14 protein-coding genes and 1 pseudogene are annotated in these 24,290 nt (G+C 33.3%); all 15 read right to left on the bottom strand.

The window, feature by feature from the left end; genetic code table 11:
- Positions 1–57: 57 nt before the first annotated feature.
- Positions 58–1,581 carry a SusD/RagB family nutrient-binding outer membrane lipoprotein gene (locus FOF46_RS16115; RefSeq protein WP_143917169.1) on the bottom strand — a complete coding sequence of 508 codons (1,524 nt, stop codon included), beginning with the start codon at positions 1,579–1,581 and terminating at the stop codon, positions 58–60.
- Positions 1,582–1,605: 24 nt separating this feature from the next.
- Complete coding sequence (locus FOF46_RS16110) at positions 1,606–4,728, bottom strand: SusC/RagA family TonB-linked outer membrane protein (protein ID WP_143917168.1); 3,123 nt, start codon at positions 4,726–4,728, stop codon at positions 1,606–1,608.
- A 234-nt stretch (positions 4,729–4,962) separates the two neighbouring features.
- A complete protein-coding gene (locus FOF46_RS16105; protein ID WP_109436739.1) occupies positions 4,963–7,269 on the bottom strand; it encodes a GH92 family glycosyl hydrolase in 2,307 nt (768 codons plus the stop codon).
- A 66-nt stretch (positions 7,270–7,335) separates the two neighbouring features.
- Positions 7,336–9,684 carry a GH92 family glycosyl hydrolase gene (locus tag FOF46_RS16100; protein ID WP_143917167.1) on the bottom strand — a complete coding sequence of 783 codons (2,349 nt, stop codon included), beginning with the start codon at positions 9,682–9,684 and terminating at the stop codon, positions 7,336–7,338.
- Positions 9,685–9,694: 10 nt separating this feature from the next.
- On the bottom strand, positions 9,695–11,803 hold the full coding sequence (locus tag FOF46_RS16095; RefSeq protein WP_143917166.1) for an FN3 associated domain-containing protein: 2,109 nt from the start codon (positions 11,801–11,803) through the stop codon (positions 9,695–9,697).
- Positions 11,803–12,633 carry a chitobiase/beta-hexosaminidase C-terminal domain-containing protein gene (locus FOF46_RS16090; protein ID WP_167571863.1) on the bottom strand — a complete coding sequence of 277 codons (831 nt, stop codon included), beginning with the start codon at positions 12,631–12,633 and terminating at the stop codon, positions 11,803–11,805. The genes FOF46_RS16095 and FOF46_RS16090 overlap by 1 nt, the downstream gene beginning before the upstream one ends.
- Positions 12,630–13,673 (bottom strand): NHL repeat-containing protein, encoded by a 1,044-nt coding sequence (locus FOF46_RS16085; RefSeq protein WP_143917164.1) that lies wholly within the window; start codon positions 13,671–13,673, stop codon positions 12,630–12,632. The genes FOF46_RS16090 and FOF46_RS16085 overlap by 4 nt, the downstream gene beginning before the upstream one ends.
- Before the next feature lie 15 nt (positions 13,674–13,688).
- Positions 13,689–15,161, bottom strand: coding sequence for a DUF1501 domain-containing protein (locus FOF46_RS16080; RefSeq protein WP_109436744.1), 1,473 nt, complete (start codon positions 15,159–15,161; stop codon positions 13,689–13,691).
- A 5-nt stretch (positions 15,162–15,166) separates the two neighbouring features.
- Complete coding sequence (locus FOF46_RS16075) at positions 15,167–17,545, bottom strand: PSD1 and planctomycete cytochrome C domain-containing protein (protein ID WP_143917163.1); 2,379 nt, start codon at positions 17,543–17,545, stop codon at positions 15,167–15,169.
- 49 nt (positions 17,546–17,594) lie between these two features.
- Positions 17,595–18,602: an isoaspartyl peptidase/L-asparaginase family protein gene (locus FOF46_RS16070; protein WP_407933700.1), complete on the bottom strand. Its 1,008-nt coding sequence runs from the start codon at positions 18,600–18,602 to the stop codon at positions 17,595–17,597.
- Positions 18,603–18,604: 2 nt separating this feature from the next.
- Entirely contained in the window at positions 18,605–20,854 is a 2,250-nt protein-coding gene (locus FOF46_RS16065; RefSeq protein ID WP_244299633.1) for a GH92 family glycosyl hydrolase, read from the bottom strand.
- Between the two features lie 47 nt (positions 20,855–20,901).
- Positions 20,902–22,008: a glycoside hydrolase family protein gene (locus tag FOF46_RS16060; protein WP_143917161.1), complete on the bottom strand. Its 1,107-nt coding sequence runs from the start codon at positions 22,006–22,008 to the stop codon at positions 20,902–20,904.
- 1 nt (position 22,009) lies between these two features.
- Complete coding sequence (locus FOF46_RS16055) at positions 22,010–23,107, bottom strand: carbohydrate-binding family 9-like protein (protein ID WP_244299630.1); 1,098 nt, start codon at positions 23,105–23,107, stop codon at positions 22,010–22,012.
- A 1-nt stretch (position 23,108) separates the two neighbouring features.
- Positions 23,109–24,065, bottom strand: coding sequence for a glycoside hydrolase family 130 protein (locus FOF46_RS16050; protein ID WP_143917189.1), 957 nt, complete (start codon positions 24,063–24,065; stop codon positions 23,109–23,111).
- A 113-nt stretch (positions 24,066–24,178) separates the two neighbouring features.
- A pseudogene (locus FOF46_RS32540) lies at positions 24,179–24,290 on the bottom strand (IS982 family transposase); the annotation flags it as partial.

The raw sequence follows: 24,290 nt of genomic DNA, 5'->3' as shown, positions 1-24,290 counted from the left end.
TTAATTTCCCTCCCTTTTTTTGATAAAATCAAGTCAAATTTATTGGCTAATATGAAATTACTCAACATCCCACCATACTCTGGTAGTAAATTGGTCGGCTCCTTGCCTTGCTACTGCAGCTTGGTAATTTTGCGGGTTTGTTGTTTGTTCTCTTTCAAAATAACGAAGTCTTCTTGGTATCTGACCATTACTTTCATTACCAGGATAGTTAACCGGAGTTAATACCGGGAACCCTGTTCTTCTCCAATTTGCAAAAGATTCTATGTCATTTAAAAAAGTAACAATCCAATATTGTGTATTTACTTGTTCTAGGCCATTAGCAGCATCAAAAGGATTTGCTGTTAGAAAATCTGTAATCTCCATATCGGTAACACTTTCTGTTCCTACATCATACATATCCATTTGTCTCATGGCCGCTCTTACTCCAGCTTCATAATGAGCTGCAGGATTACCTCCAGCAATTCCCCAACGTATATCGGCTTCTGCTAGCATAAACTCTACTTCTGCATAGGTTTGAAAAAAGTAAGGCGCATCTTCTTTAGTAATAAGGTTTCTGTTGGGTTCTGAAAAATTATTAATATTATCTCCTCCAGGAATCCCTAAAACAGTGGTAGCATCAAGTCCATTCGGAAGTCCCATTTGCATAGCTGGATCGTTACTCCCACTGGTATTTCTATCGTCATCCCCATCAGGTAATGCTGCATAAATACGAAGTCTTGGATCTCCTGTTAATGCATTGATGAATGTATCGCTTAATCTCATATCATCATCAGCGCTAAAAACTTGTCCGTTTCCATTTCTATTTATTCCTTCTGGACCATCTGTATGTTCGACAAAAGCAATATCATCATTAGATTGCATGACTCCGCCATCTATAGCTCTTTGTACCCATTGTTGGGATGCTGTAGGATCAACCTTTATTAATCTTAATCCTAAACGTAGCATTAGGGAGTTTCCAAAACGCTTCCATTTTTCCTGATCTCCTCCAAATAATATATCTGCTGCTCCAAATTGAGATGTTTCCGTACCCAAAACGGCTGTAGCTTCTGCCAATTCGTTAAGCATATCAGCATAGATTTCACTTTGCGGATCATATACTGGTCTAAAATTACCATCTATAAAACCTTTACCGGCTTCACTATAAGGTACATCTCCATATAAATCAGTTAATTTATGATAAATAAAGACACGTTGTATTCTAGCTATAGCAAGCATTTCTTCAGAATACTCATTCTCTGGATCTGTTTCTAACTGAAAAACAATATCTTCTATGATCTTTACTTGATCATTATATCCTCTTTCGAACCAAGCTCCAGACCATTGTGCATTATAAAAGTATTTATCTCCTGCCCAAACTCCTCCTGTTGCAGCCATATGCTGAATCATCATAGAAGAATAAATTAGATTTCCCCTCCAGTTCTCAAAGCGATCTCCTGCTGTTCTTAAGATAGCATTCGTAAACTTTGGTCCGGGTTCGAGTTCTGTTGCTGCATTTGGATTTTCGTTAAGTTCTTCAAAACCACTGTCACAAGAACTCACTCCGAAAAAGACTATTAAAATTACTGTGATAACTTTTTTCATTATTGAAATATCTTTTAGATTTTTTTAAAACTTTAAATTAACGGTTAGTCCGTAACTAGCGATAGAAGGCAATCCAAAATATTCTAGTCCTTGCGCGTTACCTCCATTAAATCCAGCCTCTGGGTCTATGTTCTCAGAATCTCTCTTGATAAAAAACAAGTTTCTTCCTACTAAAGAGATGTTTGCTCCTGTAAGAAATGTCTTATCTAACAATTTTGAAGGAAAGGTATATCCTAAACTTAACTGACGTAATTTAATAAAATCAGCATCCTCTACAACTTCCTCTGCTATTCCTGAAATTCTACCATAATACGCTTGTAGGGTGGTATTATCATGAGTAAACGTAAATGGATTACCGGCCTCATCTACACCTGTAACAGTAAGACCTCCTTCTCTACCTTCCAAAGTACGTTTATCTAATCCACTTGAAAGTGCAATTGCATTTGTTCCTGCATATACTTGTCCTCCAAACTTAGCATCTATCAAAAAGCTTAAATTAATATTCTTATAACTAAAGGTATTTGTGAGTCCCATTGTCCATGGAGGTACGCCTTCTCCCAAAATCTGGCGATCAGGATTCTCTGCAGGTAACCCATCTGCATCATAAACAATTTGACCTGCATCATTTCTAAGATATGCAGTACCATATATCACTCCAAATGGTTCTCCTACAATCTGGCTAATATTTGCTCTAAACGTTCGTACATTACCTACCGTTAGAATATTTTCCTGATCATCAGTAGCTATTATTTCACTTTCATTAAACCCGAGGTTATAGCTTACATCCCAACTAAAATTAGTAGATTGTATAGGTCTACCTCTAAGTAAAAGTTCTATTCCTTTATTTTCAAGCTCTCCAATATTTGACAGCACATTAGAAAAACCAGAAGTATTAGATATATCAACGGGAAGAATATCTTTTTCAGTTCTATTATTATAATAAGCAAAATCAAGACCTAATCTACTATTTAGAAAACTAAGATCTAAACCAAATTCTATTTCTTTTTTACTAAAAGGAGTTACTAATGAATTAGGCACTGTTCCTCCAGGAAGTGGTGCCAATGCTGGTGCTATTTCCCCCAATGGTTGTCCTAAATGACCTTGTCCAAAAATACGATAATACAGGCTTAATAAATATGGTGTTTCGGCACCACCTGCAACTTCAGAATATCCAGCTCTAATTCTACCAAGAGTAACCCAATCAGGCAATTCAAATGCATTAGAGAATACAAAACTACCACTTAATGATGGATAAAAATCGTTATTTGGTGTCGTTTTACCTACCGCAGAAAGTGTAGAAAACCAATCGTTACGTCCTGTAACTGTAAGATATGCATAATCCTTATACCCGACTTCTACTGAACCATAAACACCCGAAAGAGCAGTTTCTGTTAATGTTCTTTCCTGGCTAGAATTTTCAACATTCCCGATAATTTCTAAAAAAGGAATTACAAAACGTTCTCCTCTTAATCTAAGGAAATCACTTCTCTGTGTATTTTTATTCGCTCCAAAAAAGGCTTTTACTGAAATATCTTCTGTTATATTTTTATTAATTCCAAGAATTAAATCTGCATCCACCTGAGTGATATTATTTTCTCTTTCCTCAATACTCCCCAGTGGAGTAAATGCAGTACCAAAACCTTCTATTTGTGTTGTACGAGTTGTTGCATGATCAATACCAGCTCTCGCGGTAATATCCAACCAATCAAATATTTTGTATTTTACGGTTGCTGAACTTAATATTCTATTTCTACGATCAAATGTCCTAAATCGTTCTGATGCCCAATATGGGTTTTGTACAAAAGGATTTGAGGATATCCGTTGTTCTAAACCAGCATCGTTAAAACCTGGTGCCAAACTTTCTACATTTACATTGGCTGGTAACAAGCCTACAGAGAAATTTGAATTTCCTGGTGCATCAGACACCCTTGGTCTGTTTGTCACCTTTTCTACAATATATCTTGCGCTTAAATCAATTGATAGTTTTTCTGAAGCATTAGATCCTAAATTAAGAGAAAAAGACTTTCTATCTAATTCAGAATTTGGTAAGACATCTTTATTATCAAAATTAGTAGCTGCAAATCGATAATTAATTTTATCATTACTATTTGATAGCGCTATGGTATTTATAAATGTCGATCCTGTATCATAAAACTTTTTTAAGTTATCTCCAGCATTCGTATATGGTCGTGATACACCATCAAATTGAACAGAATTTGGAACACTTCCTAATCTCGGACCCCATGATGAAAAAGCTGCAGCTAAAGCTTCATCTGCTGTAGTAGGAGCTACTCCTTGAGAACCTTGACCATACGTTTCCTGAAAATCTCTTATGTTAGGATTAATCTTTTCGAATGTTATTTGACTGCTATATTCTACACCAAGTCCTTTTTGTTTTCGACCATTCTTAGTAGTAATAATAATGACTCCTCCAGAAGCTCTAGATCCATAAAGAGCTCCAGCTGCTCCTCCTTTTAAAACACTAACCGATTCAATGTCATCAGGATTAATACTAGAAATACCATCTCCAAAATCAGCTCCTCCCCACTCACTTGCTGCTCCTAACTGTGTATTATCTATGGTTACACCATCGACTACATACAAGGGTTGATTTGCTCCAGACAAACTAGATGCTCCTCGAATAACAACTCTACTAGATCCAGCTGCTCCTGTAGAAGGAGGTGTTATATTAACTCCCGCTACTTTACCTTGTAATGCATTAAGAGCATTAGGAGTTTTAACTTCTGAAATTGCTTCTCCCTGTAATTGAGTGACTGAATATCCAAGTGTTTTTCTATTCCGTTCGATTCCTAATGCTGTGACAACAACCTCATCCAACTGCTCTGTTCCTACAGATAGGGATACATTAATTGTAGTTTGCCCATTCACTGCAATTTCTTTTGTTTCGAACCCTAAAGAAGAAAACACCAAAATAGCATCTGATTTTGGTAGTTTAATAGAATAATTCCCATCAAAATCTGATAAAACTCCTACTGACGTGCCTTTAACTATAACATTCACCCCGGGTATAGGAGTGCCTCCTTTTTCATCGGAAATAGTACCCGATACCGTCGAATCTTGTGCTAGAATCGTTTGAAAACCAACAAAGGACACAAACACTAGAAATACTAGTAACTTATTATACATACTTGATTTTTTAGTTTACATTAAATTGATTTACATTCTCCCAGACTTTAATAAAAGCCAGTATAAATGTTATAATATCATTAACTTTTTGGAAAGTTTTTCGACCAATGACGATGCTGAAAAGTTAAAGAACACTATTACGAAAACGTTTGATACTGGTTTTTTTTTGTTTTTTTAACAGATAAAGCCCTATTTTATTATAACTAATGTTAAATCTAGATTAAGAAACAAACGTTATTTTAGATAAAAACTTAGCTTTTTTGAGTTTATAAGTTGTTCATGTGAAATAAAAAAACTATCTAAATTCTCATTATTTATCTTAATAGACTCTATAAATTTTTCTTTATTAGTAGTATTAGAAGTAATCACTAAAGTTTCATTTTTATAATATTCTTTATTTAAATGAATAGTTATTTTTTCAAATTTTGGTGCGCAAAATGTATATATTGGTTTTGCCGGTGTTATAGGATATATACCCATCATTGAAAATATTGCCCAAGCAGACATAGTTCCTGTATCATCATTCCCTGGTAATCCATCTGGAGTATTTTTATAATATGTTTCTAATAGATCATTTACGGTTTTTTGGGTCTTCCATTCCTTTCCTTTTACATAGTTAAACAAAAAAGGATAAGCAATATCAGGTTCGTTAGCCATATCATATTGCTTGTTATCAAAAACTTTTTGTAACTGTTGTTCGAATAACTTTTCTCCTCCCATAAGGTCTTTTAGCCCTTCCACATCATGGGACACCATAAAGGTATATTGCCATGCATTTCCTTCTATAAAGCCAAGGTTTTTTACAAAATTAGCCCCCGTTTCTGGGTTATATGGAGACAGCCAGCTTCCATCATTATTTTTTGGACGCAATAGATTGAATTCTTCATCAAAAAGTTTTCTATAGGATACTGAGCGATCTAAAAAACGTTGATAATCTTTCTCTTTACCAAGCTCTTGTGCTAATTTTGATATTGCAAAATCTGTAATGTTATATTCTTGTGTGGTTGAAACAGATCCACTATGTATTGTTTTTGTTGTTAAGTATCCTTTTTCGATATAATCTTTAATTCCCGGGCGTAATGGATTATCAATTAATTGATCTGCACTTTTTAACATTGCCTCATATGCTTTTTCTATATCAAAATCTTTGATTCCTTTAAGATATGTATCAGCAATGATTATCCCTGCTGGATCGCCAACCATAGTTGTTGTCTCTGTAGCATTTAACTCCCATTTTGGGAGCCATCCTGTTTCATCATAAATCTGTAACATACTTTTTACCATATCAGATTGTTGTTTTGGATAAACCAAACTCATCAATTGATGTAGATTTCTATACGTATCCCAAAGGGAAAAAACAGTATATCGAGTCCCCTCTGTATTTAAAGTCTCTCGGGTTCTCATTTTAGGATATTCACCATTTATATCATTAAGCGTATTTGGATGAATTCCTGTATGATATAATGCCGTATAAAATTTTATTTTATCTTCTTTTTTACCTCCTTCTACTTCGATTTTTGATAAATATTGATTCCATTCTGTTCTCGTTTCTTTTCTAATTTGTTTAAATCCTTTTTTTAAAGTTTCTTTTTCTAAATTTTCACGAGCATTTTTTATACTTACATAGGATATTCCTATTTTCATTTCTACTTTTGTAGGAGTATCAAAATGATATCTCATATATCCACCTATACTATCACCGGTTACTTCTTTTGTGAATCCTTTTTTTATTCTTGTTTTTCCATTATACTCTTTCATCCATTCGGCTTCCACTCCTTGATATGTATTTGGCTTTTCCCATACTCCAAACTCATCAGCTGGTACAGAAAATTTTGCTACAAAATAAACAGGATATGCTTCTTCTGGTTTATAGTAACAAAATGATCCTACAGAGCGTGTTCCTTCTATTTCAGTGGGAGAAACTACTTTTATTCTTCCACCTTGTTCATTTGTTAGTCCTAATCCTAAATTGAGTAAAATATTCGCAGTGCCTTTAGGGAAAGAATACATACTCACTCCTACTCTTGTCGTAGCAGTAGTTTCTACGATAATATTATATTTATCTAATATATTTGAATAGTATCCTACTTCTGAAATTTCGTTAGAATATGTAGATCCATATGTAAGATAATCGGTCTGTATATCTCCTGTAGTAGGCATGGCAGTAATCACTCCTAACTCTGGGCATCCTACACCGCTTAAATTAACATGACTAAACCCCGTCAAAAATGTGTTCTCATGGATATATGGTGTTGACAACCAACGATTATCTTTTTCTAATGGTAAGTTTTGATTTCCTGAAACATTAAAAGGAGAAACACTGGCCATTCCTCGAACGGCTATAGGCCCTGGATTGGTGGTACCAAAATTGGATGTTCCTATAAATGGATTGACATATTGAGTAAAATCTTTTTTTAAGTATTCCTGAGTTCGTTCTATCTTAGTTTTTGGTTTATTTTCTTTTTGACAAGAGGAAAAAACAATTATAATTATTGTTAATAATTTGAGTGCACAATTCTTTTTTAAAATATTAATAATCATTCTTTATATTAAATTAAAAACTTTTGAATTCATTAACCTTACATGGCCTTGGATTATTTTGGAAATTTACTTCACTTTGCTTAACGAATATGGTACAGCTTCATCTGTATTTGCCCAATCTTTATTAGGAACTTTCTCCATCATAAAATTTAATTCCCCTCCTTGTTGAATTGTATCAAAATTTAAATAGCTATTATTATAGACTACATTATTAAGTGAAGCTGATTGAACATATACATTTTGTTTAGAATTATTAGAGGCGCTAATTATAAATTCATTACCATTTTCTAGGGTAATTGTCGCTTTTTTAAACAAGGGGCTTCCTATTACATATTGATCTACTCCAGGAGTAACTGGATAAAACCCTAATGCACTAAAAACATACCAGGCAGAAGTTTGTCCATTATCTTCGTCTCCACAATATCCATCTGGTGTTGCAGAGTATAATTTGGTTAATACTTCCCGAATTTTCTCCTGTGTTTTATAAGGAACATTAGCATAATTGTATAAATAAATCATATGCTGAATGGGTTGATTACCGTGAGCATAATTCCCCATATTCACAATTTGCATTTCTCTTATTTCATGAATTGTAAATCCATAGTATGATGCATCAAACTCTGGGGGCATTTCAAATACGTTATCTAATTGCTTTTCGAATTCTGTTTTTCCTCCCATTAACTGAATCAGACCTTCTATATCATGAAAAACAGACCATGTATAATGTAAGCTATTTCCCTCTGTAAAAGCATCTCCCCATTTTAAAGGATTAAAGGGAGTTTGAAAACTACCATCTACATTTTTACCGCGCATCAATTTGGTAGATGGATCAAATAAATTCTTATAATTCTGAGATCGTTTATAGAATGTATTTGCAACCTCCTTTTTTCCTAATTTTTCTGCCATCTTAGCAATTGTAAAATCAGCATAAGCATATTCTAATGTACGTGCAGCATTTTCATTGATTTTTACATCGTATGGCACATACCCTAATTTGTTATAGTAGTCAATTCCTTCTCTCCCTACAGACCGTATTTCGTTTCCATTAGACAAAGGCCTCCCTTCTGAAGTTGTTGCATTTTTGAGTATGGCCTCGAATAAAGTTTCTGTATCTATATCTGGTATTCCTTTTAGGAATGCATCGGCAATAATTGGTGCCGAATTAGATCCTATCATACAATCTCTATGCCCTGGACTTGCCCATTCTGGAAGCCAGCCAGATTCTTTATATGTGTTTGCAAGGCCTTTCATGATTTTACCGTTTAATTCGGGGTACATCATATTAAAGAAAGGAAAAACCGCCCTAAACGTGTCCCAGAAACCATTATCTGTAAACATATATCCCGGTAACACTTTTCCATTGTATGGACTATAATGTAGTATTTCATTTTTTTCATTAAACTCATAAAACTTCCTCGGAAAAAGCAGCACCCTGTATAAGCAGGAATAAAAAGTTTTGATGTTATCTACATTATCATCTTCGATCTTAATTCTATTTAATTCCTTTTCCCACGCTTGTTTAGCCTTGATTTTAGTTTGCTCAAATGTATCAGTGCCGATCTCTCTATTTAGATTTAATTGTGCTTGTTCTGGACTAATAAAAGAAGATGCCACTTTTATATGTACTTTTTCTCCTTTTTTGGTTTTAAAACCAATAATAGCCCCTACGTGTTCTCCTTTATTTTCTAATGAATTCTCTAGTAATTTCCATTCATCTCCCCAAGTATGGTTTACTTCGAAATCTTTATCAAATTGTGCTACAAAATAGTTATGAAAATTATCTGGAACTCCACCGCTATTATTTCTACAATACCCAATAATTTTTCGTTCTTCGGGGATAATTTTCACCATTGATCCTTTAAAAAAAGCATCCAACATAATATAAGATTGCTTTGCTTCTGGAAAAGTAAATCTAAAATGTGCAGCTCGTTCTGTTGGAGAAACCTCAGCTACTATATCATAATCTGCTAAATATACTTTATAATGATTTGGTTTCACTATTTCTGCTTTATGAGAAAACCAAGAAGCTCTTTCTTCTTCTTTATATTTAAGATCTCCTGTAATTGCCATAAATGAAAATGCTGCATAATCGTTAATCCATGGACTGGGCTGATGTGTTTGTTTAATTCCTCTTATTGTATTTTCATCATATTTATATGTCCAACCATCACCCATTTTTGAAGTCATAGGTGTCCAGAAATTCATTCCCCATGGTGTTGCAATTGCCGGGTATGTATTTCCATTTGATAAATCAAACGCAGAATCTGTTCCCATTAAAGGATTTACATAATCAATCAAGCTTGTTTTACTTTCTTTATCTATATTATTTTGGCTTACAACTTCTTCATTTTTCTGGTCTGAATTACATCCTAATAACATTATAACTATAGCATATATAGTACTTTTTACTTTCATTAGTTCTGGTTTATTGTATTAATATCTCATCGACAAAAAGCCATGGGGCTTTACCTGCTCCCTGGTGCCAATCAGGAAGTTTACCTGCATTGTGTACTACTATCTTAATATATTTGGCATTAGTTTGTGGTATTTTTAAACTAAAATTCTTTTTACTGATTTCTTTAGCTTCTTCCTCATTAGTTGCGTCATAATCCATTTCTACAATTTTTTGAAAAGCTGTATTTTCATTTTTGGTATAGACTTCTATTTTTTTGGGAAATAAAATCCATGATCCGGCATCTCTTAAACAACTTACCGATACATTTTGAATCACCTTAGGCTCATCAAAATTAATTGTAGTGATCAAATTATCACCCTCATATCCTGTCCAGTTTCCATCAGAAAAAACAGAACTTCCTTTTATAAAATCAAAAACTTTTTGAGCTCCCGGATATTTGGCAGATGGTTGATGTACCATATTAAAATCTTTAATCTTATATTTTATTTTAAAAAAGTCTTCTTCCATAATTGGGCTTGGTAACCATTCGTCTTGATATAATAAAGCCTTTAACTTTATAGAATTAGTAATTTTTATAGGTGCAGTATACCTGATAGAAGTACTATCCGGATCTGTACCGTCTATCGTATAATATAATTTTGCTTTACGCAATGGATTATTAAATGTAATCATTAAACTATCAGAAAAAATAGTTTGCTCTGTAATAAGGGTAGGAGATTTTAAAGCTTTAATTTCTGCAAATCCCTCAAAAACACCATGATGGATGATGGTCGGACTACTTTTCATTAACTGTTTAGCATATTTTTTATCTACTTGTGTATTCCATACATAAATATCATCTGGAGCAATTTCCTCTACAATAGTTGTTATTCCCTCATTATCTATTTCTGTATGGTGTACATTTAAAACTTTTAGTTTTTTTAGGTTAACCAAATGATTAAGAGTTGTATTTGAAATTTTGGTGTTATCCAAACGTAATTTCTCCAATCGTTTAAGTTCCTTTAATCCTTTAGTCATATCATCTGTTAAAGTAGTATTATTTAACTCTAATTCTACTAATTGTTCTGCTATACCTTTTAATGATTTTATTGCATCTGTGGTTATAGAGTCTCTAACAAATTTAGCACTCAATTGTGGCTTATCTATCGCAATTCTATAAACCAAAAACCCTGAATTCACCACATCGTTTAATGCCGCTATAGAAGCTTCTGCTATAATTTCAACATCCTCTTCTACATAATTTTCTAAAAGATTAATTAATGTATCATTTTCTTGATATGCCAACGCCTTCACATTAAAATCGGCACCGTTATTTATCCAATGTTCTAACAGCCATAATTCATCTGTAGATATTTGATTTTTTCCGGTTGGAGGCATATGTTTTTCATCTTCTAAAGGCAATAAAATTCGCTCAATTATATGGCTATTCAAAGCATTTCCTTTCTCTATCAGCTTACCATTTTTTCCTCCTTTGAGAATCATGACTTCAGAAATAAGGGATAATTCTCCTTTTTGCTTTGTTGCATTATGACATTGTATACATTTAGCTTCTAAAATAGGATATATCACATCAGAAAAATAATGAAGACTATCAATAACCTGAGGTTTGTTTTTTTTTGTTTTTAAAGGAGAATATTGTGTAATAAAATCATCTCCATGCGTTAGCGTACTCCCATAATGTCCAGTTATACTAATCAAAATTATAGTACTTACGAATAAAGGGAAGAATAGTTTTTTTAGGCTTTCAAGAGTAGATCTCTTTAGTAAGAATAAGAAAGTAATCAAAATTGCAGTAGCAATTCCTGTCCACATATGAATATTAGTTGTATTTTCTTCATAACCACCTTCTAAGGATAAAAAATACCCCAATACACAAGCCAAAATTGCAAAAAACGCACTGAATCCTAATCCATTTTCAATAAGAGTTTCGGGGTAATTCTTGCGAATACGCCCAACGATATCAAAATAAAACACTAATAGTAACCCACCAATAGGTAAATGTAATATCAGAGGATGAAAACGACCTAAAAACAACACAAATTCTGATGTACCAGTTGTTTCAACAAGTGGTATTACACTCAGAAACATACAACATATATGAGATATTATAAGATTCATTAATTAGAGATTTTGGCGTTAAAAATCCATTCATCCATAAACAACCAGGCAGGATTACCTTTACCTTGATGCCATTTGGGGATTGATGTTACATTGGAAATTTTAATCTTTAGTTTTTTTAATTTCTTAGCAACTGGAATATGAATATTATCTAATTTGGTACTACCAGTCTTTATTTTTTCTAATGCTTCCTGAGGTTCAATATCTGTAAAATCCGCCCCATTTTCTGAAAAAGCAATAGACACATTTTGAATAGGAAAAATCCATGCATCTGTATTCACCAAATATCCTATATCTACAGAATCTAAAAATATCTTAGTTTTAAAATCGATTATTGCTATAAATGGTTCAGTAACTCCAATCCATTCTCCATCTCTAAAGTTTAAGGTTCCTTTTTTATGATTCACTAATGTACTCTCTCCTTGTCCTGGGTATTGTTTATTTAAAGGAGTAATCAAGGAAAAAATGTCAACATCAATTCCTTTTTTAAAAAAGGATACCTGTTCTGATCCACTGGATTTAAATTCAGGATGAAATGCTTTAAATGTATAGGTCCCGGATTCTGAAATTGAAATTATATCTGTATACTTTTCTGATGTTTCTGTTGGTTCATTACCATCTGTAGTATAACGAATTACTGTTTGATCTAATGGCAATGAAGCAATAATTGATGAAGAAGTGTCGATAATCACATTATTTACAATAATCTTAGGGTTGACTAACTGTATTTCTTCTTTTTGCACATAGGTTTTAGTAAATTCATTTTCTTTATTATTCTTTTTACAAGAATAAACACATACAACCAATACTATGACTACTATATATTTCATACTCTGGTTAGTTTTATAGGGTATGTTTGTCCAGAATTCCATTGTGCTACATACATATTACCTTCTTCATCTATGCATACATCATGAGGATGTTGAAATAATTTTATGGTTTGATACAATTCTTTTAATGAATTATTTTGATATATCGGTTGTGTTGCTCCTGGACAAGAAATTACTTCGTTCTTATCATCCATAATCAAAAGAAATCCTGAACCATTATGTGATGCACTTCTTGATTTTAAAACAGCAAAATAGATTTCATTACCATAAATTACCGGTCGGCAAATGAGAGCCCCGGGAACTTCTATAGATGATAAGTAATTACCATCTAAACTAAATCTCTTTAATTTGTTTTGTTCTCTTGCTGTAATTAAAAGTATTGGATTTGCCTCATCTCTTTGATCAAGACAAATACCATGAGCATTTAAAAACTGATCATTTTCTGTTCCTTTTCCTCCAAATATATTTAGAAGTTCTCCTTTGTGATTATAATGTAATATGAATTGATTTCCGTAGCCATCAGCAACATAAAACTCTCCGTTTTTTAAAACTGTAGTCTCGGTGGGTTTAAATTCTTCTTTACTTTTATACTTTCCTGTATCTGCTGGATAATCAATTGTCATTACCTCTTTACCATCAATTGTAGTCTTAATAATCTGGTGACGTTCATAGTCAGTAATGAACAAAAAATCTTCTCCATTTTCAACAGAAAGCGTTAAACCGTGACCTCCTGGATATGTAGTTCCCCAAGTTTCTAATAACTTTCCTGATTTATCATATACAATAATGTTATTTTTGATATGGTTGGTAAGCATAACAATTCTTCCTTTAGAATCCTGAATAATTTCATGACAGTCCTTTACCGGAACTTTTTCTGCATTCAAATTTCCCCAGTTCAAATCCACCTTGTAGCGATGAGAATTATGCCCAATAATCAAATCTTTATGATCATCAAAAGTATACGCTCCAGAATACATTGGTAAAGTAAGTATCCCAGCAGAAGCACATACTGATTTATGTAGAAATTTTCTTCTATTCATTACTTTTCGGTTTTATCATGCAATAAGATCTTTTACTACATTACCATGAACATCAGTTAATCGAAATCTTCTACCCTGATGTTTAAAAGTAAATTTGGTATGATCAATTCCCATCAAGTGCATTAGTGTAGCCTGAAAATCGTGTATATGTACCGGGTCTTTTACTACATTATATCCTAACTCATCAGTTTCCCCATAAGTAAACCCTGGTTTTACGCCTCCGCCAGCCATAAAAATTGTAAAACTTCTCGGGTGATGGTCCCGCCCATAATTTGTATCGGTTAGTGTACCTTGACTATAATTTGTCCTACCAAACTCTCCTCCCCAGATAACTAATGTATCCTCTAGTAAACCTCTTTGTTTTAGATCCATAATAAGAGCTGCCGATGCTTGATCTACATCTTTGGCTTGCTTTTCTATTTGAGTAGGAAGGTTGTCATGTTGATCCCAACCCATATGATACAATTGTACAAATCGAACATCCTTTTCTATCAACCTTCTCGCCAAAATACAATTCGCTGCATATGTCCCAGGGACCTGAGAATCGGGACCATACATTCTAAAAACATGTTCTGGTTCATCATCAATATTCATAGTTTCGGGAACTGAAGTTTGCATTCTGTATGCCATTTCATACTGAGAAATTCTACTATTTATTTCGGGATCTCCGAATTCTGTTTCCTGTTTATGATTTAATTCGTTTAAATAATCCAACATTTTTCTTCTATCTGCTCTTGACATTCCTTCGGGATCCTTTAAAAACAAAACAGGATCTTTACCCGAACGAAATTGTACTCCTTGATGTAAAGAACTTAAAAATCCATTTCCCCAAAGTTTTGAATATAATGGTTGAGCATTAGGTCTACCAGTTCCTCTACTTAATAAGACAGAGAAAGCTGGTAAATTATTATTAAGGCTTCCTAAACCATAACTCATCCAGGAACCAATACTAGGTCTTCCGGATTGTTGAGATCCTGTTTGAAAAAATGTAATCGCAGGATCATGATTTATTGCATCTGTCTGCATCGATTTTACAAAACACAATTCATCCACCACTTTGGATACATAAGGCATTAAACTACTTACCCAAGCTCTGGATTCACCATATTGCTTAAATGTAAAATTACTATCTGCTAATGGAAAATTAGATTGCCCAGAAGTCATCCCTGTTAATCGTTGTCCTTTTCTAACCGATTCAGGCAAGTCTTGCCCTCTCATATCTGTTAATTTAGGCTTATAATCAAATAAATCTAATTGTGAAGGTCCTCCACTTTGAAAAAGATAAATAACTTTTTTAGCCTTAGGGGCAAAGTGAGGTAGTTGTAATGAACTAGTTCCCAAATTAAGCCCTTTTGCTGTATTTGGTTGACTAAACATACCTATCGGATCAATTAGAGAACCCAGAGCGACTCCGCCAATTCCTAATCCTACTTTCTTTAAAAAATGTCTCCTGTTATTATTATTAAAATGTTTGAATAACTCGTTCATGATCTTTAACTTTTAGTGATAGTTTCATCCAAATTGAATAACAAACTAGCCAAAGCAGTATATGCTTTAAGTTCTCTAGGTTGAATATTTTCAGGAACATCTAATGTACTTGTTACCGTAGGATCAATATTTTCTGTCTTCTGTTTAACATATCCTTGTCTTTGTTCATTAAGATATTCTGATAATTTATCTAGTTCTACCTCATCAGGGCTTCTAGATGTAATTTTTTTGAAAAGAGCTCCAATTTTTTGTTTTTCATCAGATGCATCATTCTCTAGTACCCCAATAGCCATAACTGTTGCTGCTTCAATAAACTGAGGATCGTTCATTAATACTAATGCTTGGAGAGGTGTGCTTGTTTTTTGCCTTTGTACGGTGCAGAAGTCTCTGGAAGCCGCATCAAAAGTAAGCATAGACGGAGGAGGAACAGTACGTTTCCAGAACGTATACAAGCTTCTTCTGTATAATCCTTCTCCTTTATCTGCAATATATTCTGTAAGACCAACTCCAGATGTAGTTCCTGCCCATAACCCTGGAGGCTGATATGGTTTTACACTAGGTCCGCCAATCTTTTTTACCAACAATCCACTTACTGCCAAAGCATTATCTCTAATTGCTTCTGCTGGCAACTTATACCTTGATCCTCTTGCTAACAGTTGATTTTCAGGGTCTTTTTCCAATAACTCTGGTGTAATTTTAGAATTTTGTTGATAGGTCGCTGATAATGCCATTTTTTTAAGCATACTTTTTATATCCCAACCTTCCTCTTTAAAAGTGACAGATAACCAATCCAATAGTTCAGGGTGTGTTGGGAGGGCTCCCTGGTTTCCAAAATCATCGGCAGTCGCAACAATACCAGTACCAAACATTTGTTGCCATAAGCGATTAACCATCACTCTAGCAGTTAATGGATTATCATCATCAAAAAACCATTCTGCCAGTCCAAGTCTATCTTGAGAATATTGATCAGAGAAAGGCAGTACTTGTTCTGGGAGTGTATAAGGCACCTCTTCTCCAGGTGCATCATAAAGGCCCCGATTTAGTACTCTATTTTTACGTATTCCTTTCTCATCTTTCATTACCATTAATTTTACTTCACTTATAGAATCAGGAATATTAACAAAAGGTAACTTTGTTTTAATAGTCTTTTGATCTAAAGTAACATAAGGTTCCGGAATTTCTCCATAATCTATTTGTCCCTTCTCCTTTAACTGATTAAAAAAACTATACATTCCATAAAATTCTTTTTGAGACAGAGGATCATATTTATGATCATGACAACGGGCACATTCCATAGTAAGTCCCATAAAGGCTTTGGCGGTAGTATTGGTCCTATCCATTACATACTCTACACGATATTCTTCATCAATCACTCCTCCTTCTTGAGTAATCTTATGATTTCTGTTAAATCCTGAAGCTACAATTTGTTCTAAGGTTGCATTATCTATCTGATCTCCTGCTAATTGCCATTTTACAAATTGATCATAAGGTAAATTTTCATTAAAGGCATGGATTACCCAATCTCTCCAGGGCCACATTACACGTTCTAAATCATCCTGATATCCATGTGTATCTGCATATCTGGAAACTTCCATCCAATCTAAAGCCATGCGCTCTCCATAAGCTTTAGAATTTAGTAATCTGTCTATTACTTTCTCGAATGCATTGGATGAAGTATCATTTATAAAATGATCAATTTCTGCCGTGGTAGGAGGTAAACCTGTAAGGTCAAAAGAGACTCGTCTTATTAATCTTTCTTTAGTAGCTATCTTAGAAGGTGTAAGATCTTCTATCTCTAATCGTTTAAGAACAAATCTATCTATTTCATTATTGCCCCATTTTGTATTAACGACTTTTGGTAATGATGGTTTTTGAAGAATTTTAAATGACCAGTGAGAATCCCATTGTGCCCCATCCTCTATCCATTTTTTTAGAATTTCTTTTTCATATTCGCTTAACAATAAATTAGAATCAGCTGGGGGCATTAATTTATGAGTATCCTCAGCATATATTCTTTTAATCATTTCACTATTCTCAAGATCTCCTGGTTTAGCTGCAAATCTATCTTTGTTTTCTCCAAGTGGTACATACGCACCATCTTTTGTATCAAAACGAAGTCCTGCTTCTCGAGAACCTTCATCAGGACCGTGACAAGCATAACACTTATCTGATAATATAGGTTTTACATGAAAACTATAGCTAATTGTCTCTGGTAATTTTTGTTTTGTCTCCTTATCAGAATCTTTCTGCTTTGAATTAGTAGTATTACTTTTATCCTCTGATAATAATACGTATTCTTCTTTTTGACTTGAAATCATCCATTTTATAAAAACCGCTATTATAAAAGAAATCAAAAAATATAATACAACATGTTTCTTTTTCATCTGTTCAACTTTTAAATTAAGACTTATATCATATTATGGATACTAAATTCTATTTCATTTTAAATTCAGCATCCCTTAATTCATTATTTACTGTAGCATTTTTAATTGCAAAATTAAACCCTGGACGTAGGCAATAAGAGCCATATTCTCCATTTTTGTTTAGTGCAATAAATCCTACTTGTAAATATTCTAGATCTGCATGGTTTTTATGCACTTTATAAATTCGTTCTACAACTTCTTTACAAGCGTCGTAAGGAGATTTTCCTTGACGCATTAACTCAACCACCATGGCACTTCCGGCTGTTCTTATTACAGCTTCTCCTAAGCCCGTTGCCGCAGCTGCTCCTACTTCATTATCAAGAAACAATCCTGCACCAATAATGGGAGAATCTCCCACTCTACCGTGCATTTTCCAAGCCGCTCCGCTCGTGGTACATGCTCCTGATAAATTACCATCTTCATCCAACGCCAGCATACTAATTGTATCATGATTCTCAATATTAATTACTGGTTTATAATTGGTTTTTTGTAACCATTCTTCATATGCTTTTTTTGATTCTGGCGTAAGTAATTCTTCTTTTTCAAATCCTTGTTCTAAGGCAAATTGTAATGCCCCATCTCCTGTTAACATGATATGCGGAGTTTCCTCCATTACTTTACGAGCTACAGAAATTGGGTGTTTAATATGCTGTAAGAAAGAAACAGCACCACAATTACTATTATAGTCCATAATACAAGCGTCTAGAGTAACATTACCTTCTCTATCAGGAAAACCTCCTAAGCCTACAGTTTGTATTTCTGGGTTTGCTTCTGCTGTGCGTACGCCTTGCTCCACAGCATCAAGGGATTTACCACCTACACTTAATATCTTCCAAGCTTCTTCATTAGCAGGAACTCCATGATTCCAGGTAGAAATTACAACAGGTTTTATCACCTCTATAACAATCTCACTTTTCTCATTGCTTTGCTGTTCCTTAATATTGTTTTTGGTATTACAACTCCATAGGGTTATTACTAAAAACAGAATCAAGTATTGATATATGAAGGTTCTCATCATAATTAATATATTTTATTTAATTCAGGTAATTTAAAATTCATAAATACTGAGTCATTTGGGATATCACTCATTTCAAATTCTAAAAGCCCACCATTCATAATAGTCTTATGCCTAATGAATAGTTTTTTATAAGGTTCTCCATTAAGTATAATTCTATTTATATATTTATTTTTATCCGAAAGATTTTTGGCCTTAATTTTAAAAACTTTTTGTTCTGGTAATTGTATTTCTGTACTTTCAAAAAGTGGTGAAGAAAAAAGATATACTCCTTGAGCTGGATTTACAGGATATAATCCCAGAGCGCTAAAAATATACCAGGATGACATTTGTCCACAATCTTCATTTCCACAATGTCCATTGGGTTCATTCTTATATTGCTCTTCCAAAATTTTACGAGTAAGCTCTTGTGTTTTTGAAGGACGATTCACATAATTATATAAATACGCTACATGATGACTTGGTTCATTTCCATGTGCATATTGACCTATCATTCCTGTACTAAATATTGGTAGTTTATCGGTTGATTCTGGATAATAAGAAAACATAGAATCCAATTTTTGGGTAAATCTTACAGCACCACCTGTTTTTTTAATTAATCCATCTATATCCTGAGGAACAAACCAATAATATTGCCAGGCATTACTCTCGCAGAAATAAGGTGTATATTCTTTAGGGACAAAAGGTTCTATAAAATTTCCTTCAATATTTTTTGGTTGTAACCAGGATCTTTTATCATTGTATAGGTTTTTCCAATTTTCTGAGCGATTCATGAAATATTTATAATCCTCTTCTTTTCCAAGATCTTTTGCAAACATTGCGATACACCAATCATCATAAGCATATTCCATGGTCTTTGAAACTGACCAGTTTTCATGGTGTTCATCAACCGGAATATATCCTAAATCCTTGTATATATCAATTTGCCTATCATTGACCATCGCACTTTCTTTACATGCATTATATGCTTGTTCAATATCAAATGTAAATCCTTTAAAATATGCATCTACAATTACAGGAACTGCATGATATCCAATCATCATATTGGTTTCATTACCTTGCATAGACCATACAGGTAAGATTCCTGTTTCTTTATAATGTGCTAATAAAGATCGTATCATATCTGGCACACGTTTTGGCTGAATAATTGTATATAATGGATGTGCCGCTCTAAATGTGTCCCATAAAGAAAAGGTGTCATAACGATCAAATCCTTTTGCATTCACAATAGTATCGTTTGCACCTTTATAATCTCCATTAGGGTCGCTCAACAATGTTGGAGCCAGCATAGATTGATACATCATCGTATAAAAAATACTTTTCTTGTCTTTATCAGATGTCGTAATCTTTATTTTATTTAACTCGTTTTCCCAAATTGCTTTTGCTTTTTTCTTATAAGTATCAAAATCAAAATTGGAGGTCTCTTTTGATATTGATTGTTGTGCTCCTTCAAAACTTGCCGTGGAGATTCCTGTTTTTAGAACTATTTGCTCTCCTTCTGTAGTAGTATATTGCAATACTATTCTAGTTTTTTTGCCTCGTACAGGAAGGGTTGTGGGATTATCATCCTTAAATACAGAATATCTCCTAAATGGTTTTGAAAACTGTATTACAAAGTATATTCTCTGATCTTTTGCCCAACCTGTCGACATACGATATCCTTGTAAGGTCGAATCATTTACTTTTTCAATATAGGTATCTGTAGGATCGTCCCAATTTATCGCATACCCAAGATCTACATGTATTGCAGTAGCTGCATCTTCTGGAAATGTATATCGATGTATCCCTACCCTATTTGTTGCTGTCAATTCTGCTTTGATATCATAATCTAATAAATCTACGGTGTAATACCCTGGGGATGCATCTTCTTTATTATGATTGTATTTGGAAAATGGTTTGTAGTTATTCTCTTTTATTCGTTCTGAAAATCTACTATTCGTAGGCATTACCAGGATATCATATAAATCTCCTGCTCCTGTACCAGTGAGATGTGTGTGAGAAAAACCACTAATAATAGCATCTTTATAATAATATCCTGCTATTCTATCCCAGCCAGGGATTCCAATATCTGGACTCAATTGTACCATCCCAAATGGAAGTGTTGCACCAGGATAAGTATTCCCTGGTCCGTCTGTACCGATAAATGGATTTACATAATCGACTACTGATGATTCTTCAGGGAAATCAATCTTTTCTTTAGCCTCTTCTTTACAGGACCAAAGGAGCAGTATTAAAACGATATATGTAAAATCCATTTTTCTCATTCTGACAATGAATTAGACCATACTTAGTCTATGTAAAATTATTGCTTAGAAGCTTTTATCACTTCGAATTGTTCTTCGGTAATTGCATTTCCATCAAAAAATGATATTCCTGAAGCTCCATTATCTTTAGCTAATTGAATTGCTTCGGCAACATCTTCTGCACTCATAGGAGGTAAATATATCCCAGTATGTAGTTTAGTTTCTTTTCCTTCAAGATCCTTAACACCTTGTCTTGTTGCAAAACCAATCCAATCTACTTCTTCATTATAAAAATTATGATATATCATGGGTAACACTTCATCTACATGCCATTTATCCCAACGTTGTCTTACCATATGGTCTGCCATTTCTGGATATGGAAATACAGCTGAGGTTAATTTTTTATTGTATTTATGAGCAATTTCATATGCCTCATCAACTACTCTTTTTACTTGATTAAGTCTAAACTGTTTCCATTCAATATCTATAGCTATATTACTAGCATCTTTAGGGTTTTTATGATGCTCTTTCTGGAATGTATCAATACACACATCACAATAGCAAAAGTCAAATTCTGGTAATTCTTCATCTTGAACTAAATCATATTTTGGCAGTAACCCTATAGGTAAAAATATATCTGGATACCTAATATAATCTATATGTACACTTGTAACTCCCTCTACTTTAGCCAAACCTTCTACAAGACTTAAAACATGATCTCTGGATTCTTTTCTGGTAGGACATAACCACTGATAATAATCGACATAAGGCCGTGTATCATAACACGATTTTCCTTCTCTACTTACTGCATACCATTCGGGGTGTTGAAGTGCTATTTTATCTCCAGGTCTATTCATTGTAAACATCCAGGCATGAACTTCTAATCCTTCTTTTGTGGCCAATGGAGTAATTTTTCTCAACACTTCTGCATCAGTCTCGGTATTAATCAGAACTGCGTCTATTCCATTTTCTTTATACTTTTTAAATTCAGTCTTATACTCTTCTTCAGATTTTTCAGCATTAGCAGTAATCCAAGTCCAATATTTAAAAGGTGTTATATCAACCTTAGTTTCTAATTCATTAACAGTTTCTTCTTTTTTCTCTTCTGATACACAGCTTAAAAGAATAAGTGCAATACACATTGAAATATTTTTGATCATTCGCATATCAATCTAATTTTTGAATAATTCTCCCATCTTCTCTTATAATAAACAAGCGCTTTGTAAAAGGACTAATCACAGTAATATTAAAACCAGTTTGATGGTTTTCTATTGTTCGGATAACTCTATTCCCTTCTATTTTAGAATCATCATCAGATAATTCAGAAAATTTAGTTGCCCAGCGATTATTTTTTTTATGATACTCTTTTTGTTTTCTATACAAGCGATATAAGATTTGTTTTACTTTTTCATCTTCAGGTATTTTAAACTTATCTTCTTCTCCTGCTTTTTTTGAAGAAAAATATACATATCCCCAATCTTCTGGACGATGCATATTAATCACTCCCATAGGTGACCATACCCAGTTATATTCATGTTCGATTTTTCCTTTATCATTCTCTTTTCGAGAATATTTATTATTCTGAAGTTGAAAATTCCAATTTACTCTTGAAAAATTCACTCTCCAGAATTGATCCTTAGGAACATTTTTATGAAAATATGATGTTTTAAATGCATCAAAAGGAATTGCTATTTCAATAGACCAACCTTTATCAGTATCATTAGCATTATTGATCGTACCATGAACTTTTACTGAGGATTTAAATCCATTGGCATCCCAATCATTAAGTACAGGACTACCCTCTCTATATGGTTTTGTTATAAACAAATCCCAAAGTGTATTTAATGCATTTATCTCAAACTCATAATAATTATGTGTGTCATTATCTGGATCTATAAAAATTTCAAAATCATTATTATGGAAAATAATAGTGTCTTTTTGCTTTAAGTTTCCCCATACATGAGGCTCTTCCATTTCTGCAAAAAAGTATACATGAGTATCATCCCATAACATTTTTACAGATGTATTGTATTTAGGCACCTTATTTCCTTCAATATCGATAAATAGGTCCGTTGGCTTTACTTTTTTCCATGATTCTTCTGACGCTACTCCATCAATAATAATTGATTCTGTTATATGGTATGCAGTATATGTCTTTGGTAATGTTTGAGCACTGCCGACAATTGCAATAAAAAAGATCAATAAAATGCTTAATCCTTTATGCATTACCTCTAATATAAAATACTGATCACCGTTCTTAATCACTTTATAATGTATTTTCTTTAGTAAACTTAATAATTTCACTTATTCTTCCAAATGCTAATGCTACAACTGTATCTGCCGCACCGTAATAAATTGCTACTTTATCTTGTTCTATATCTTGTATTGTGGCACAAGGGAATATTACATTAGGAACATCTCCTACCTGTTCATAAGAAACAGAGGGAGTTAAAAGGTATGGTTTTGTTCTATATTTTACGATATCAGGATTGTCTTTATCCAAAATAGCTGCTCCCATAGCATATCTAAACCCATTACACGTATTAATAACACCATGATAAAACATTAACCATCCTTCTTCTGTTAAAAAAGGTACAGATCCTGCTCCTATCTTTGTACATTGCCACGCACTATCTTCAAAAGGAGTTGCCTGCATCACATTTCTATGTTCTCCCCAATATTTCATATCTGGGCTATAGCTAATAAAAATATCTCCAAAAGGCGTGTGTCCATTATCACTTGGGCGGCTTAACATTGCATATTTGTTATTAATTTTCTTAGGAAATAATACTCCGTTTCGATTAAATGGTAAAAATGCATTTTCACATTGAAAAAATTCCTTAAAATCAAAGGTATATGCGATCCCTATAGTTGGTCCATAATATCCATTACACCATGTAATCCAATATCTATCTTCTATAAAAGTCACACGAGGATCATACTTATAATCAGAATCAATCATTTTGGTATTTCCTTCTTCCATAATAATAGGATCATGGTTTATTTCCCAATCGATTCCGTTTTTACTAAATCCTGCAAAAATATTCATCTGCACCGCCTTATTATCACATCTAAAAACTCCAGCAAATCCATTATTAAAAGGAACAACAGCGCTATTAAAAACACTATTGGATACAGGTATTGCATCTCTTTGTATTATTGGGTTTTTGGTATATCTCCAAATAACATCATTACTTCCTATAGGTCTATCCTGCCAGGGCATTTGATTTTTCACACTTTTGTTTTTTATAGTTAGTACTACCGTTGTTTAAGATACATTTCAAACAACAGTAGTACAATAGGTTTAATTTTTAATTAATTTAACCCGTTGTGCATTTAGTTAATATTAATTTTTAGGTTGTTTATATTTCTGTTGAATTCAAACCTATTGATATATTGAATAATGGTCATTGCTGTGATCTTTGATAAGATTCTATTTTTAAATCCC

The organism is Aquimarina algiphila (genome assembly GCF_007489275.1).
GTDB classification, from domain to species: Bacteria; Bacteroidota; Bacteroidia; order Flavobacteriales; family Flavobacteriaceae; genus Aquimarina; species Aquimarina algiphila.
The sequence above is the reverse complement of the archived record's forward strand: the minus strand, read 5'-3'. Positions and strand labels throughout refer to the sequence as shown.

What these genes read in the sequence shown, in the direction of transcription:
- FOF46_RS16115 (WP_143917169.1), bottom strand. Translation starts at nt 1,581, where the DNA reads ATGAAAAAAGTTATCACAGTAATTTTAATAGTCTTTTTCGGAGTGAGT.
- FOF46_RS16110 (WP_143917168.1), bottom strand. Translation starts at nt 4,728, where the DNA reads ATGTATAATAAGTTACTAGTATTTCTAGTGTTTGTGTCCTTTGTTGGT.
- FOF46_RS16105 (WP_109436739.1), bottom strand. Translation starts at nt 7,269, where the DNA reads ATGATTATTAATATTTTAAAAAAGAATTGTGCACTCAAATTATTAACA.
- FOF46_RS16100 (WP_143917167.1), bottom strand. Translation starts at nt 9,684, where the DNA reads ATGAAAGTAAAAAGTACTATATATGCTATAGTTATAATGTTATTAGGA.
- FOF46_RS16095 (WP_143917166.1), bottom strand. Translation starts at nt 11,803, where the DNA reads ATGAATCTTATAATATCTCATATATGTTGTATGTTTCTGAGTGTAATA.
- FOF46_RS16090 (WP_167571863.1), bottom strand. Translation starts at nt 12,633, where the DNA reads ATGAAATATATAGTAGTCATAGTATTGGTTGTATGTGTTTATTCTTGT.
- FOF46_RS16085 (WP_143917164.1), bottom strand. Translation starts at nt 13,673, where the DNA reads ATGAATAGAAGAAAATTTCTACATAAATCAGTATGTGCTTCTGCTGGG.
- FOF46_RS16080 (WP_109436744.1), bottom strand. Translation starts at nt 15,161, where the DNA reads ATGAACGAGTTATTCAAACATTTTAATAATAATAACAGGAGACATTTT.
- FOF46_RS16075 (WP_143917163.1), bottom strand. Translation starts at nt 17,545, where the DNA reads ATGAAAAAGAAACATGTTGTATTATATTTTTTGATTTCTTTTATAATA.
- FOF46_RS16070 (WP_407933700.1), bottom strand. Translation starts at nt 18,602, where the DNA reads ATGATGAGAACCTTCATATATCAATACTTGATTCTGTTTTTAGTAATA.
- FOF46_RS16065 (WP_244299633.1), bottom strand. Translation starts at nt 20,854, where the DNA reads ATGGATTTTACATATATCGTTTTAATACTGCTCCTTTGGTCCTGTAAA.
- FOF46_RS16060 (WP_143917161.1), bottom strand. Translation starts at nt 22,008, where the DNA reads ATGCGAATGATCAAAAATATTTCAATGTGTATTGCACTTATTCTTTTA.
- FOF46_RS16050 (WP_143917189.1), bottom strand. Translation starts at nt 24,065, where the DNA reads ATGCCCTGGCAGGATAGACCTATAGGAAGTAATGATGTTATTTGGAGA.